13 protein-coding genes and 1 tRNA gene are annotated in these 13,965 nt (G+C 64.9%); 13 read left to right on the plus strand and 1 reads right to left on the minus strand.

The window, feature by feature from the left end; genetic code table 11:
* The 9 genes from JWQ90_RS06955 (at window position 1) to JWQ90_RS06995 (ending at window position 8,767) form a co-directional block, all read left to right on the plus strand.
* Entirely contained in the window at window positions 1-1,089 is a 1,089-nt protein-coding gene (locus JWQ90_RS06955; RefSeq protein WP_299691233.1) for a M48 family metallopeptidase, read from the plus strand.
* Entirely contained in the window at window positions 1,086-2,015 is a 930-nt protein-coding gene (gene miaA, locus JWQ90_RS06960; RefSeq protein WP_299691236.1) for a tRNA (adenosine(37)-N6)-dimethylallyltransferase MiaA, read from the plus strand. Before JWQ90_RS06955 ends, miaA begins: the two co-directional genes overlap by 4 nt.
* Window positions 2,016-2,100: 85 nt before the next feature.
* Window positions 2,101-2,367 (plus strand): RNA chaperone Hfq, encoded by a 267-nt coding sequence (hfq, locus tag JWQ90_RS06965; protein WP_299691239.1) that lies wholly within the window; start codon window positions 2,101-2,103, stop codon window positions 2,365-2,367.
* A gap of 88 nt (window positions 2,368-2,455) precedes the next feature.
* Complete coding sequence (gene hflX, locus JWQ90_RS06970) at window positions 2,456-3,754, plus strand: ribosome rescue GTPase HflX (RefSeq protein ID WP_366919456.1); 1,299 nt, start codon at window positions 2,456-2,458, stop codon at window positions 3,752-3,754.
* A gap of 108 nt (window positions 3,755-3,862) precedes the next feature.
* Window positions 3,863-5,017 (plus strand): FtsH protease activity modulator HflK, encoded by a 1,155-nt coding sequence (gene hflK / locus JWQ90_RS06975; protein ID WP_299691245.1) that lies wholly within the window; start codon window positions 3,863-3,865, stop codon window positions 5,015-5,017.
* Window positions 5,018-5,887 carry a protease modulator HflC gene (hflC, locus tag JWQ90_RS06980; RefSeq protein ID WP_299691248.1) on the plus strand — a complete coding sequence of 290 codons (870 nt, stop codon included), beginning with the start codon at window positions 5,018-5,020 and terminating at the stop codon, window positions 5,885-5,887.
* A gap of 16 nt (window positions 5,888-5,903) precedes the next feature.
* Entirely contained in the window at window positions 5,904-6,098 is a 195-nt protein-coding gene (locus tag JWQ90_RS06985; RefSeq protein WP_299691251.1) for a DUF2065 domain-containing protein, read from the plus strand.
* A 129-nt stretch (window positions 6,099-6,227) separates the two neighbouring features.
* Complete coding sequence (locus tag JWQ90_RS06990) at window positions 6,228-7,205, plus strand: ATP phosphoribosyltransferase regulatory subunit (RefSeq protein ID WP_299691253.1); 978 nt, start codon at window positions 6,228-6,230, stop codon at window positions 7,203-7,205.
* 269 nt (window positions 7,206-7,474) lie between these two features.
* Complete coding sequence (locus tag JWQ90_RS06995) at window positions 7,475-8,767, plus strand: adenylosuccinate synthase (RefSeq protein ID WP_299691255.1); 1,293 nt, start codon at window positions 7,475-7,477, stop codon at window positions 8,765-8,767.
* Between the two features lie 216 nt (window positions 8,768-8,983).
* Here JWQ90_RS06995 and JWQ90_RS07000 read toward each other — a convergent pair.
* A tRNA-Leu gene (locus JWQ90_RS07000) sits at window positions 8,984-9,068 on the minus strand.
* A 72-nt stretch (window positions 9,069-9,140) separates the two neighbouring features.
* Between JWQ90_RS07000 and rnr the strand changes: the two genes are divergently transcribed.
* The 4 genes from rnr (at window position 9,141) to JWQ90_RS07020 (ending at window position 13,965) form a co-directional block, all read left to right on the plus strand.
* Window positions 9,141-11,468: a ribonuclease R gene (rnr, locus tag JWQ90_RS07005; RefSeq protein WP_299691258.1), complete on the plus strand. Its 2,328-nt coding sequence runs from the start codon at window positions 9,141-9,143 to the stop codon at window positions 11,466-11,468.
* Window positions 11,465-12,157 carry an OmpA family protein gene (locus JWQ90_RS07010; protein WP_299691261.1) on the plus strand — a complete coding sequence of 231 codons (693 nt, stop codon included), beginning with the start codon at window positions 11,465-11,467 and terminating at the stop codon, window positions 12,155-12,157. The genes rnr and JWQ90_RS07010 overlap by 4 nt, the downstream gene beginning before the upstream one ends.
* 123 nt (window positions 12,158-12,280) lie before the next feature.
* Window positions 12,281-13,024 (plus strand): 23S rRNA (guanosine(2251)-2'-O)-methyltransferase RlmB, encoded by a 744-nt coding sequence (rlmB, locus tag JWQ90_RS07015; protein WP_299691264.1) that lies wholly within the window; start codon window positions 12,281-12,283, stop codon window positions 13,022-13,024.
* Entirely contained in the window at window positions 13,021-13,965 is a 945-nt protein-coding gene (locus tag JWQ90_RS07020; protein ID WP_299691267.1) for a hypothetical protein, read from the plus strand. The genes rlmB and JWQ90_RS07020 overlap by 4 nt, the downstream gene beginning before the upstream one ends.

Below are 13,965 nucleotides of genomic sequence, written 5' to 3' on the forward strand. Positions count from 1 at the left end.
ATGAGCCTGCAGGCCGACTACTACGACGGCAAGAGTGCGCGCCGGATTCCAGTGGTGCTGGCGCCGCTGGCCGATACGGTCGTGCTGTCGGGCGAGGGTTTCGAGCGCTCCGTGCCCTTGTCGCAAGTGCGGATTTCCGAGCGCCTCGGCAGCGCGCCAAGACTGATCTCTTTTGCCGACGGCGCGCATGCCGAAGTGCGCGACCATGCCGGCTTCGAGCTGTGGCTCGCGGCCGTCGGACATCGCGAACGGCCCGTCGACCTGCTGCAGCGCAGCTGGATCGCCGCAGGCCTCAGCATGTTGCTGGTCGCGATCGCGGTATTCGTCGGCTATCTATGGGGCCTGCCGCTGATGGCGGAGAAAATCTCCGCGCACATGCCGGACATCGTCGTCCAGCGTATGTCCGATCACGTGCTCGATTTGCTGGACGGGCATGTTTTCAAGGACAGCGAACTGCCCGCGGACCGGCAGCAGAAGATCAGCGAAGCGTTTGCTGCGCTGGCCGGTGAGCAGTACGGTGAGCAATACGTGGATAGGCCGGTCGAGCTGTTGTTCCGCGCGTCGCCGAGACTGGGTGCCAATGCGCTGGCCTTGCCCGATGGTCGCATCGTGCTGCTCGACGAGTTGGTCAATCTCGCCGACAACGACGAGCAGATTCTGGCGGTGCTCGGTCATGAACTTGGCCATGTGCGTTACCGGCACAACCTGCACGCGCTGGTGCAGGGCGCGGCGATCAGCGCGGTGCTCGCCTGGTGGATCGGCGATTTCAGTTCGGTGATCGCCGCCGCGCCCGCCGCCGTGATGCAGGCGCGCTATTCGCAGGCCCTGGAATCCGAGGCCGACGCCTTCGCCGCGTCGTTGCTGAAGTCGCATGGCCTGTCGCCGGAATTGCTGGCGCAGATGCTCGAAAAATTGCAGGCGAGCGCCAACGAGCGGAAGGTCGAGCATGCAGAGGTGTCGGTGCCCGCGCCAAAAGTGGACGACAAAGACCAGCGACAAAAACCCGACGACAACGATTACTGGACGCCGTACCTGTCGACGCATCCGGCGACCCAGGAGCGCATTCGCGCCTTGCGCGAGGCCGGATGAGTCCATCGCTGCCGCCGGTATTGATCATGGGCGCGACCGCGTCCGGCAAGACCGGGCTGTCGCTGGCGCTGGCCGAGCGCTATGACTGCGAGATCATCAGCGTCGACTCGGCGCAGGTGTATCGCGGCATGGACATCGGCTCTGCCAAGCCGGATCTCGAAACGCGTGCGCGCGTGCCGCATCACCTGATCGATATTCTCGATCCGCTGCAAGCCTATTCCGCGGCGCGTTTCGCCAGGGATGCTCTGCGCCTGATCGCCGAGATCCGGGCGCGCGGACGGATGCCGCTGCTGGTCGGCGGCACGATGCTGTACTTCCGGGCACTGACGCGCGGCCTGTCCGATCTGCCGACGGCCGATCCGGCGATGCGCGCGCAACTCGAAGCCGAAGCTTTGGGCGTCGGCTGGCCGGCGATGCACGCGCGCTTGCGCGAACTCGATCCGGATACCGCGGCGCGCCTGCATCCGAACGATCAGCAGCGTGTCCAGCGCGCACTCGAAGTCGTCGCGCTCAGCGGCCGCACCATGGGCGAGCATTTTGCGACACGCTCCGAAGTGCTCGCGCCGCCGTACCTGAGCGTGCTGCTCGAATCGCCGGATCGCGCGCGGCTGCATCAGCGCATCGAACAGCGCTTTGGCCAAATGATGGACGCGGGTTTTCTCGACGAAGTGCGCAGGCTGCGTGATCGCGGCGATCTGCACCTTGAACTCCCGTCGCTGCGCGCGGTCGGATACCGCCAGCTGTGGTTGCATCTCGAAGGGCAGTCCACATATTCCGAGGCTGTGGCGCAGGGCATTGCCGCCACCCGGCAATTTGCAAAGCGTCAGCTCACCTGGCTGCGAAATGAAACGGCCGATCGCTACGATCCGGACGATCCACGGCTGTTGGATAAAGTCTTGCATCAAATGCTTGCTTGCCGCTGTTGAACGCGTGTTAGACTTTTGTCAAGTCCCGCTGCTGGGCCTGGTATTCGGGCGCTGTCGGGATGGATAACTATTAAAGGAAGCAACGATGTCCAAAGGTCATACCTTACAAGAACCGTTTCTCAACGCTCTCCGCAAGGAGCGCATTCCGGTTTCGATCTACCTGGTCAACGGCATCAAGCTGCAGGGCCAGATCGAATCCTTCGACTCATTTGTCGTGCTGTTGAAGAACAGCGTCAGCCAGATGGTCTACAAGCACGCGATCTCGACGATCGTGCCGGCGCGTCCGGTGCGGGTGTACGACCCCAGCGAGGGCGAACCTGTCGAAGAAATGCCGGGCAACACCAACAAATAAGCAAGCGAGCACATTGGCTTCAACCACAACGTTCGACAGGTCGCCGCAGAAGCAGAAGGCCATCCTGGTTCATCTCGACATCCACAGCATGGGTGGCAGTTCGGGTAGTCAGTCGGCCACCGGCCATGCCGGTGCGTCCGATTACGACAGTGATCAACGCGAGTTCGAGGATCTGGCGCGTTCGGCCGGAGCCGACGTGTGCGCGATCATCGGCGGATCGCGTCAGCGGCCCGACGCCGGCCTGTTCGTCGGCAGCGGCAAGGCCATTGAGGTCGCCGCGGCGGTCGTGGCCGACGAGGCCGACCTGGCGATCTTCAATCACGATCTGTCGCCGAGCCAGGAACGCAATCTCGAAAAGATCCTGAAATGCCGGGTGCTGGATCGCGCCGGGCTGATTCTGGACATCTTCGCGTCGCGCGCGCGGTCTCATGAAGGCAAGCTGCAGGTCGAGCTGGCGCAGCTGCATCACCTGCGCACCCGGCTGGTGCGCGGCTGGACTCACCTTGAGCGGCAGAAAGGCGGCATCGGCATGCGCGGCCCGGGTGAATCCCAGCTCGAGACCGATCGCCGGCTGGTCAGCGAGCGCATCGACACGCTGAAGCGACGGCTGGAAGAAGTGCGGGGTCGCCGCGCGCAGAACCGCGCCGGGCGCCGCCGCAGCGAGATCCCGACGGTGTCGCTGGTCGGCTATACCAACGCTGGAAAGTCGAGCCTGTTCAATGCACTGACCGGCGACGACTCGTTCGCGTCGAATCAGTTGTTTGCGACGCTGGATACCACGGTGCGGCGGATTGATCTGCCCGAAGGCGAGCCGGCGGTGCTGGCCGACACGGTCGGCTTCATCCGCGATCTCCCGCACGACCTGATTGCCGCGTTCCGCGCGACGCTGGAGGAATCACGCGAAGCGGCGCTGCTGCTACACGTGATCGACGCCGGCGACGGCGAGCGCATGGCGCGCATCGAGCAGGTCAACCGGGTACTGGCGGAAATCGAAGCCGACGGCGTGCCGCTGCTGCAGGTGTTCAACAAGATCGACCTGCGCACCGAGGAAACCCCGCGCATCGAGCGCGACGACGCCGGCGTCGCGGTGCGCGTCTACGTGTCGGCGCGCGATCGCCTCGGCCTCGATCTGCTGAAAACCGCGATCGGCGAGCGCCTGCGTCCCGGCGTCCCCGATTTCGAGATCGTGGTGCCGGCGCGTGCTGCCCGTCTGCGTGCTCAATTGTTCGAGCTGCGCGCGGTGCGCGGCGAGACGGTCGACGACGAAGGCGCGGCGCATCTGAGAATCAGCCTGCCGTATGAAAGGCTGCGTGGGCTGTGTGTGGCGGCGGGTATTGCGCCGCCTGCGGAGCCGCGCGTGTTTGAGGAATGGGAAACCGCAACCTAGAATCGCGGTCCCCGAACGGTGCGGCCAATCGAGCCGGCCGGGCCTTGCGGCCTGCATAGACAACCCCATCTATCTGATTCATCAAGCATCACACCGACTGGAGCATCAATGGCTTGGAATGAGCCTGGGCCGAATCGCGACCCGTGGAATCAAGGGCCTGGAGGCGGCAAGCGCGGAGGCGACGGCCCGCCCGATCTGGACGAGCTTCTGCGCCGCCTGAAGGCGCGTCTCGGCGGCAAGGGGCCGCGCCCACCTTCCGGCGGCGCCAGTTCCGGCTTGCCCAAGGGCCTGATCGGCCTGGGGATCGTGGTGATTGCGGTGCTATGGCTGCTCACCGGTTTTTACGTGGTGGACGAGCAGGAACGCGGCGTGGTGATGCGCTTCGGTGCCTATAGCCGCACGACGCCCCCGGGCTGGGGTTGGCATGCGCCATGGCCGATCGAGACCAAGGAACTGGTCAACGTGACCCAGGTTCGCCAGGTCAACGACCGCGCGACGATGCTGACCAAGGACGAGAACATCGTCGATGTCGAACTGACCGTGCAGTACCGCGTCTCTTCCGCCGAGCAGTATCTGTTCTCGGTGGACGATCCCGACATGACCCTGCGCCAGGCGACCAAGTCGGCGGTGCGCGAAACCGTCGGCCGCAGCGAGATGGACTTCATCCTGACCGAAGGCCGCCAGGCCGTCGCCGACCGCACCAAACAGCTGCTGCAGGACCGGCTCGACGCCTACAAGTGCGGGCTGATCGTGACCGAGGTGAACTTGCAGCAGGCGCAGCCGCCGGAAGCGGTGCAGTCCGCATTCGCCGATGCGATCAAGGCGCGCGAGGATCAGCAGCGCGTCAAGAACGAGGCCGAGGCTTACGCAAACGACCGGCTGCCGCGCGCACGCGGCGCCGCGGCCCGCCAGCTCGAAGAAGCCCAGGCGTATCGCGACCAGGTCGTCGCGCGTGCCGAAGGCGACGCCTCGCGCTTCAGCCAGCTGGTGACCGAGTACCGCAAGGCGCCGAAGGTGACGCGTGATCGCATGTATCTGGACACGATGACCACGGTGTTGTCGGGTACCAGTAAAGTGCTGATCGATACCAAGCCGGGTAGTAACCAGATGCTGTATCTGCCGCTGGAACAATTGATGAAAGCGGTGCCGAAAACCGACGAGGCGCCGGATTATTCGATGCCGCAAGGTATGGCCGGACGCAATGGCACATCTCAGCAGCTGCTGCCGCCCGATCCGGCGCGCACACGCGACCGGGGGCGCTAAATGAAGAACTCACAGATGTTGGGTGTCGCGGTCGCGGCGGCGGTTCTGCTCGGACTGTTCAGCTCGTTCTTCGTCGTCGATCAGCGTGAGCGAGTCGTGCTGTTCCAGTTCGGTGAGATCCAGGGCACCGATTATCCGGCCGGTCTGCATTTCAAAGTCCCTTTCATCCAGAACGTGTTGCGCTTCGACGGCCGCGTGCTGACGCTCGACAACCAGACCGAGAATTTCCTGACGGTCGAGAAGAAGAACGTCGAGGTCGATTACTACGTCAAGTGGCGCATCGCCGACACCACCGCGTACTACCGTTCGACCGGCGGCCAGGACATCGTCGCCACCGATCGCTTGTCGGCGATCATCAACCGCGGGCTGCGCGACCAGTTCGGCTCGCGCACCGTGCAACAGGTGGTGTCCGGCGAGCGTGACGAGATTCTGCAGTCACTGCAGAAGAACGCCGCCGACGCGGTGGGCGATCTCGGTATCCAGCTGGTCGACGTGCGCGTCAAGCGTGTCGATCTGCCCAAGGACGTCAGCGACTCGGTTTACGAGCGCATGCGCGCCGAACGTACCCGAGTTGCCTCGGATCTGCGCGCCCGCGGGGCGGAAGAGGCCGAGAAGATCCGCGCCGAAGCCGATCGCGAAGCACAGACCTCGCTGGCCAATGCCTATCGCGACGCCGAAAAGCTGCGCGGTGAAGGCGATGCCAAGGCCTCGGAGATCTATGCGGCCGCCTATGGCCAGGACCAGGAGTTCTACAACTTCTACCGTTCGCTGGGTGTATACCGCGATGCGTTCGGCAAGAACAAGGACATCATGGTGCTGCAGCCCGAAGGCGAGCTGTTCAAGTACTTCAAGAAAGACGCAGCTCCATAAAAGCGGACGGACAGCCGTGTGGCAAGAGATCGTTCGGGCGGTGGCGCTGCTGCTGGTGATCGAGGGCGCGATGCCTTTTCTGTCACCACGGCGGTTCCGCAAGTCCCTGCTCAATTTCGCCAGTCTCGAGGACCGCTGGATGCGGCTGCTGGGCCTGATCAGCATGGTCGCCGGGCTGGCGTTCCTGCAGCTGATCCTGCCGTCGCCCTGAGCGGTGGCGCGCGGCGCCGGTGTGTCGTCGCCCGGTAACTGGCAATGGCCGGCGCGGGCGACGACAATAGCGCCCGCCGCCGGGCCGCTACCGTGCCCGCACTCCACTATTCTCAGCAACGAACCGATCATGGCCATCAAACGCTGGATGCTGCCCGATGGCATGGAAGAGGCACTGCCGCCGGTGTCCTGGCAACTCGAGGACCTGCGCCGCAAGCTACTCGACCACTATCGCGCGGCCCGCTACGAGCTGATCTTCCCGCCGATGATCGAGCATCTGGATGCCTTGCTGACCGGCGCCGGCAGCGACCTCGAGCAGCAGATATTCAAATTCACTGATCCCAGCAGCGGCCGGCTGCTCGGCCTGCGCGCCGACATGACGCCGCAGGCCGCGCGCATCGCCGCGCGCCGCTACGCAGACGAGGCCTCGGTGCGCCTGTGCTACATGGGCACGGTGCTGCGCGTGTCACCCGAGAGCCAGGGCGGCGCGCGTTCGCCGCGCCAGGTCGGCTGCGAGCTGTTCGGCGAGCCCGGCATCGAGGCGGATTTCGAAATTCTGGGCCTGATGCTGGACACGATCCAGCTTGCCGGCGTGCCCGACGTGCACCTGGATCTGGGCCACGTCGGCATCTACCGCTCGCTGGCCTCGAAGCTGGCTCTCGACGAGGACGAGGAAGCCGCGCTGTTCGACATCCTGCAGCGCAAATCGCACCCGGATCTGGCCGAGTTCGCCGCCAGCAGCACGCGTCTCGACGGCCTGGCCGAAACCTTTTCGGCGCTGATCGACCTGAATGGCGACATCGGCGTGCTGGAGCGCGCGCGTCAGACTCTGGCGGGCGAGGGCATGGCCGAAGCCCTGGCGACGCTTGAGCAGACCGCTGCCGAGTTGCAGCGCCGCTTCCCGGATGTGCCGGTGCATGTGGATCTGGCCGAGCTGCGCGGGCTGCAATATCACACCGGCCTGGTGTTCGCGGCTTTCGTGCCCGGCCACGGTCGCGAAATCGCCCGTGGCGGGCGCTACGATGGCGTCGGCCACGAGTTCGGCCGGCCGCGTCCGGCGACCGGTTTTTCGGCGGACATGAACGAGTTGATCCGACTCGGTGCCTGAAGGCGCCGATTCCTGCGCCGCCGTGGCGCCGTAACAAAACGATGGTAGACAGACAGCATGGGCGAATCAGTAGGTGATGCAGTCGTAGTACGCGGTGCGCAGAGGCCGCGTCTTGACGCGGCCGTAAAACAACGCGAGCTTCGCCCCATTGAGCGCCAGGAGCTGAACCATGGATAAGTCAGTGGTGGTGATTGGCGCTCCAAGGCCGCGTCTTGATGCGGCCGCCAGACAACGCGGGGCTTGCCCCATTGAGCGCCAGGAGCTGAACCATGGGTAAGTCAGTGGTGGTGATTGGCGCTCAATGGGGTGACGAAGGCAAGGGCAAGGTCGTCGACCTGCTGACCGATCGCGCCCAGGCCGTCGTGCGTTTCCAGGGCGGCCACAACGCTGGCCATACGCTGGTCATCAACGGCGTCAAGACTGCGCTGAACCTGATTCCCAGCGGCATCATGCGGCCCGACGTCGAATGCCTGATCGGCAACGGCGTGGTGCTGTCGCTGCCCGACCTGATCAAGGAGATCGAGAAGGTCGAGGCCACGGGTGCCTCAGTGCGCGGCCGCCTGAAAATCTCCGAGGCGACGCCGCTGGTGCTGCCGGTGCACGCCAAGCTCGACAAGGCGCGCGAGATCGCGCGCGGCGAGAACAAGATCGGTACCACCGGCAAGGGCATCGGTCCGGCTTACGAAGACAAGGTCGCGCGCCGCGCCGTGCGCGTCGGCGACCTGTTCCATCGCGACCAGCTTGCGGCCAAGCTCGGCGAGCTGCTGGCGTATCACAACTTCGTGCTGGTGAATTACTACAAGGACGAGCCGGTCGATTTCCAGTCCACGCTCGACGATCTGCTGCGCTATGCCGAAGTCATCCGGCCGATGGTCGCAGACGTCACTGAACTGCTACGCCTGCATATAAAGCGCGGCGACAACGTGCTGTTCGAAGGCGCGCAGGGCGCGCTGCTCGACGTCGATCACGGCACCTATCCGTATGTGACTTCGAGCAACACCACCGCCGGTGGCGCTGCCACCGGCTCCGGCGTCGGCCCGCGCAACCTCGACTACGTGCTCGGCATCGTCAAGGCCTATGCGACGCGCGTCGGCAGCGGCCCGTTCCCGACCGAGCAGGAAAACGACATCGGCCAGCACATCCGCGACAAGGGCCAGGAATACGGCACCGTCACCAAGCGCCCGCGACGCTGCGGCTGGTTCGACGCGGTTGCCGCGCGCCGTTCGATCTTCAACAACAGCGTCACCGGCCTGTGCGTCACCAAGCTCGACGTGCTCGACGAGCTCGACGTGATCCGCATCTGCATCGGCTACCAGGCCGACGGCAAGCCGGTGGAAGTGCCGCCGATCGGTGCCGAGGGTTTCTCGAACATCGAGCCGATTTACGAGGAACTGCCCGGCTGGAAGACCAGCACGTACGGAATCACCCGTTACCAGGATTTGCCGGAAACCGCGCGCAAATACTTGGAGCGCGTCCGCGAAGTCACCGAAACCGAAATCGCGATCATCTCCACCGGCCCCGACCGCGAGCACACCATCGTGCTGCACAACCCCTTCGATTGAGCCGCTGCAAAAGCCCTTCTGCCGTCGCAGTACGACACACTCTCCGTCGGGCGGGAGAGGGAAAATGCAGCGGCAATTCAGTCGTGATGGAGGCCCCCTTGAGTCAAGGGGGCCGGCTCGCGACAGCGAGCGGGGGTTCTGGAAGCAATGCGTGCCGCAGCGCGCAGCGCTGCAAGAGGCACCAACAAAAAAACCGGCATAAGCCGGTTGTTTTGTTGGTGCCGAGAAGAGGACTCGAACCTCCACGGTTTTACCCGCTAGTACCTGAAACTAGTGCGTCTACCAATTCCGCCATCTCGGCACTATTGCCCCGCTGCAGGCATTTGCCGAGCAGCGAGGGCGCGAATTGTGGCGATGAGCGTATGCTTTGTCAATGAAACGAAAGAACGACTCTCAAAACTCACGTAACAACTCTTCCGCGACTCCCGACTGGCAGGCTCGCGATCCGAACTACCACGCCGAACAGGGGCGCTACGAGGACCCGGTTCCGTCGCGCGCCTTGATCCTGCAAACCCTGGTCGATCACGAAGGGCCGTTGAATGTCGACGACCTGATCGGCCACTTCAAGCTGACCAAGCTCAACCAGCAATCGGCGCTGGAGAAGCGCCTCGGCGCGATGATCCGCGATGGCCAGGTGGTGCAGAACCGCCGGGGTGCCTTCGGGCCGGTCGCGCAGATGAACGCGATCGCCGGTGTCGTGCAGGCGCATCGCGATGGCTTCGGCTTCCTGTGCCGCGATGAGGGTGGCCCGGATATTTTCCTGCCGCCGCGGCAGATGCGCTCGCTGATGAATGGCGACCGCGTGCTGGTGCGCATTACCGGAACCGATTTCAAGGGTCGCCCCGAAGGCTCGCTGGTCGAGGTGCTGGAGCGCGGCTCGCGCGAAGTCGTCGGCCGTATGCATGTCGATCAGGGCATCGCCTACGTGATTCCGGATAACCCGCGCGTGCAGCAGGATCTGCTGATTCCGCAAGACGCCAGCATGGGCGCCAAGCACGGCCAGATGGTGGTCGCCGAAATCGTCGCGCCGCCGGGCAACCGCACCTTGCCGGTCGGCAAGGTGCTGGAGATTCTCGGCGACCATCTGGCGCCGGGCATGGAGATTGAGGCGGCGGTGCGCGCGCACAGCCTGCCCAACGAATTCCCCGACAACGTGCTGCGAGAAGCCGAAAGAATTCCCGACACCGTTCAACCGCAGCAGATCAAGGGCCGGGTCGATCTGCGCGATCTGCCGCTGATGACCATCGATGGTGCCGATTCGCGCGACTTCGACGACGCGGTCTACGCCAAGACCATGCGCAAGGGCCCGTTCGGCACCGGCGGAGGCTGGACGCTGTGGGTCGCGATCGCCGACGTCGCCGCCTATGTCACGCCGGATTCCGAGCTCGATCACGAAGCGGCGGCACGCGGCAACTCGGTGTACTTCCCGCAGCGCGCGATCCCGATGTTGCCGGAGAAGCTGTCGAACGGCCTGTGCTCGCTGAACCCGAACGTCGACCGTTTGTGCATGGTCTGCGAGATGCGCGTGAAGCCCGATGGCGAAGTCGCCAAGTCGACCTTCTTTGAGGCCGTGATGAATTCGAAGGCGCGCCTGGTCTACGAAGACGTCGCGGCGATTCTGGAGAACCCGAACGGGCCCGAAGCAGCCAAGGTGCCGCATGCGGTGCCGCATCTGCAGGTGCTGAAGGATCTGTTCGAGGCGTTTTACAAGGCGCGCGAAAAGCGCGGCGCGATCGACTTCGAAACCACCGAGACCAAGATCGTGTTCGGCGACGAGCGCAAGATCGATCGCATCGTGCCGGTGAAGCGCAACATCGCCCACCGGCTGATCGAGGAATGCATGGTCGCGGCCAACGTCGAGTCGGCCAAGCGTGTCGCCAAGATGAAGATCGCAGCGCCGTATCGCGTGCATGAAAAGCCCGACGCGATGAAGGTGCAGGCGCTGCGCGAATTCCTGACCGAGCGCGGCCTCAAACTCGGCGGCAGCGATCGCCCCGAGACCCAGGACTACGCGGCGATGCTGGCGCGGACCAAGGGCCGGCCGGATCAGCCGCTGATTCAGACGGTGATGCTGCGATCCCTGATGCAGGCGCGTTACAGCGCCGAGAATCTCGGCCACTTCGGCCTCGCGCTGACCCACTACTCGCACTTCACGTCGCCGATCCGCCGCTATCCCGACCTGCTGCTGCATCGCGCGCTGAAGCACCTGATCCACAAGAAGACGCCGAAGGACTTTGCCTACTCGGTCGATGCGATCGAGAAGAACGGCGCGCATTGCTCGATGACCGAGCGCCGCGCCGACGAGGCGACGCGCGACGTCACCACCTGGCTCAAGTGCGAGTACATGAGCCATCACGTCGGCGAAGAGCACGACGGCCTGGTGTCCGGCATCGCGCCGTTCGGCCTGTTCATCGAACTGGCCGGCTTGTACGTCGAAGGCCTGGTCCACGTCAGCCAGCTGAAGAACGACTATTACAAGTTCGAGGCACGGCATCACCGGCTGATCGGCGAGCGTAGCGGTACGGCCTACAATCTCGGTGATACGGTCAAGGTCAAGGTCGTGCGTGTGAACCTCGACGAACGTAAAATCGATCTCGAGTTGATCCAGTCCAAGGCGCCCGGGCAGCGTTCATCCGTAGTTAAGGACGCGTCCACAGAATCGCGCCCATTTCCCAGCAAGAAGAAGCGGAGATCACGATGAAATTCGTCAAAACGGCCTTGGTTGCGGCGGTGGTGCTCAGTCTCGCGGCCTGTGCCGACGATCCCAATCGCGATGCCAAGCGCGGCGGCGGTATCGGCGCCGTGCTCGGCGGCGTGATCGGCAACAATGTCAGCCATGCCAAGGGCGCGCCGATCGTCGGCGCCGTGGTCGGTGCGCTGGCTGGTGCCGCGGTCGGCAACTACATGGACAAGCAGCGCAAGGAAGTCGAGCAGCAGATGGCGCCGGAAATCCAGCGCGGCGAGCTCAGCACCACCACGCTGTCCGACGGCTCTCTGAAAGTCGCGATCGCCAGCGATGTCAGTTTCGATCTGGGCAGCGCAACGCTGCGCCCGGATGCGATGGATGCCTACGGCCGTATCGCCGCGATCCTGAAGAATTACGACAAGACCGTGATCCACGTCGTCGGCCATACCGACACCAGCGGCACTTCCGACTACAACCAGGGCCTGTCTGAGCGCCGCGCCGCTGCGGTCGGCAGCTTCCTGGCGTCGCAGGGCGTGCCCGGCGCGCGTCTGCGCGAAGAAGGCCGCGGTGAGCGTGAGCCGATCGTGCGCACCGGCGACAACGTCAAGGAAGCCCGCAATCGCCGCGTCGATATCGTGATCAAGCCGGTGGTCGAAGGCAACGAGCAGTCGGCGTGGACCCCACCCCCGTACCTCGGCGGCTAAGCACCAAAGCGTAGGTCGGCAATCCCTTGCCGACGTGTACGCGCGATGCGCAATCGCCGCGTCATGTCGTCAAAGGATTGCCGACCTACGACTTTTGCAGGGCCGGTCCTTTAAACTCCGGCGATGAGTGAACACTACATTGGCGGCTTCCACGCGGTGATGGCCGCGCTCGAAGATGGCGCCGTCAAGCCTTTTGAAATCCTGCTCTCCGATTCCCGCCAGGACGAGCGCGCGCGCCGTATGCTCGCGCTCGCTCACGCCGTCTCGGTGCCGGTGCGCCAGGTCAGCAAGAGCGAGCTGGATATGCGCGCACCCGGCCTGCGTCACCAGGGCGTGCTGGCGCAGATTCCGGAGCGCGAGTTGCTCGGCGAGGACGCGCTGGAAGCGCCGGCAACACCGGACCGCCTGTTTCTGGCGCTGGACGGCGTGCAGGACCCGCATAACCTCGGCGCCTGCCTGCGCACTGCCGAAGCAGTCGGCGCGACGGCGGTGATCATTCCCAAGGATCGCGCGGCGAGCCTGACGGCGGTCGCGATGAAGGCCGCTGCCGGTTCGGCCGAGCGCGTGCCGGTGATCTCGGTCACCAACCTGACGCGCACCCTGGAGTTGATGAAGGAGCGCGGCTACTGGCTGACCGGCCTCGCCGGCGAAGCCGAGCAGACGCTGTACGAAGTGGACCTGACCGGCCCGCTGGTGCTGGTGATGGGCGCAGAAGGGGCCGGCATGCGCCGGCTGACCCGCGAGACCTGCGACCGTCTGGTCAAGATCCCGATGCTGGGCAAGACCGAGAGCCTCAACGTGTCGGTCGCTGCGGCGGTGTGTCTGTACGAAGCGTTCCGGCAGAGGCAGCCGGGCAAGCGGCGGTGAGTCGCGGCCGCATCGCGTTGCTGCTGGGCGCGCTGCTGTCGGTTATGGCGGCGAGTTGGTGGCTGACTCGGAGCCCGCCGAATTCGGATGCGCCAACGGTGGCGGTCGAGGAGCCGAGTCTGCTCCCGCCGGCGGCCGAGCCCGCCGGCGAGCCGGAGAAGCGCGGGACGATCGTGATCGACGCAGTAACCAAGGACGGCATCGCGCTGCACATCGTCAAACCGCTGCCCTTGCCGCGGCCGAGCGCGCCCTATGGGCCGGCCTACGAGGCGCTGCTGCCCCCGGCTGAATCCGGCGATCTGCCGGCGCAATACCAACTCGGCCTGCTGCTGTACGAATGCCGCGATGCCCCGGCCGACGAGGCCAGTCTCGAGCGAGAAGTCGAGAAGATCCATCAGACCCGTCGCCGCGGCGCCTGGGATGTCAGCGACCCTGAAGTCGAGGCCAAGGAACTGCGCCAGCAGGTAGCGGATTGCGCAGGCGTACCGCTGGAAGCGCGCGGCAAGTATCGCGACTGGCTGCGATCGGCGGCCGACGCCGGGCTGCTCGAGGCGCAGCTGGACATGATGTACCACCTGCCGCAGCGCGAATTCTGCCAATACCTGTATCAGTGCACGCCGCAGCAGCGCGTCGAGCAGGCGGCGCTGCAGGCCGAGTCCCTGCATTACGTGACGCTGGCGCGCGACGCCGGATCGGTGTCGGCGCTGTGGACCTTCGGCGCCTGGTACCAGAGCGACGAGGTACTGCCGGTCAACGACATCGAGGCCTACGCGCACTATGACGCGCTGGATCAAATCCAGGCCGCGGCCGGTGTCGAGCGGCGCTTCGGGCCGATGATCGCGTCGATCCGGCTCAAGTTGCGGCCGGTGGACCTGGCACAGGCCGAGGCGCGCTCGGCCGAGCTGCTGTCGAATCCGCGCTGCTGCGTGCTGTCGCCCTGA

The organism is Hydrocarboniphaga sp. (assembly GCF_028291725.1).
Lineage (GTDB): Bacteria > Pseudomonadota > Gammaproteobacteria > Nevskiales > Nevskiaceae > Hydrocarboniphaga.

Bases quoted from the DNA above. Each gene is read 5' to 3' on its own strand.
- JWQ90_RS06955 (WP_299691233.1), top strand. From the start codon at position 1: ATGAGCCTGCAGGCCGACTACTACGACGGCAAGAGTGCGCGCCGGATT.
- miaA (WP_299691236.1), top strand. From the start codon at position 1,086: ATGAGTCCATCGCTGCCGCCGGTATTGATCATGGGCGCGACCGCGTCC.
- hfq (WP_299691239.1), top strand. From the start codon at position 2,101: ATGTCCAAAGGTCATACCTTACAAGAACCGTTTCTCAACGCTCTCCGC.
- hflX (WP_366919456.1), top strand. From the start codon at position 2,456: ATGGGTGGCAGTTCGGGTAGTCAGTCGGCCACCGGCCATGCCGGTGCG.
- hflK (WP_299691245.1), top strand. From the start codon at position 3,863: ATGGCTTGGAATGAGCCTGGGCCGAATCGCGACCCGTGGAATCAAGGG.
- hflC (WP_299691248.1), top strand. From the start codon at position 5,018: ATGAAGAACTCACAGATGTTGGGTGTCGCGGTCGCGGCGGCGGTTCTG.
- JWQ90_RS06990 (WP_299691253.1), top strand. From the start codon at position 6,228: ATGGCCATCAAACGCTGGATGCTGCCCGATGGCATGGAAGAGGCACTG.
- JWQ90_RS06995 (WP_299691255.1), top strand. From the start codon at position 7,475: ATGGGTAAGTCAGTGGTGGTGATTGGCGCTCAATGGGGTGACGAAGGC.
- rnr (WP_299691258.1), top strand. From the start codon at position 9,141: ATGAAACGAAAGAACGACTCTCAAAACTCACGTAACAACTCTTCCGCG.
- JWQ90_RS07010 (WP_299691261.1), top strand. From the start codon at position 11,465: ATGAAATTCGTCAAAACGGCCTTGGTTGCGGCGGTGGTGCTCAGTCTC.
- rlmB (WP_299691264.1), top strand. From the start codon at position 12,281: ATGAGTGAACACTACATTGGCGGCTTCCACGCGGTGATGGCCGCGCTC.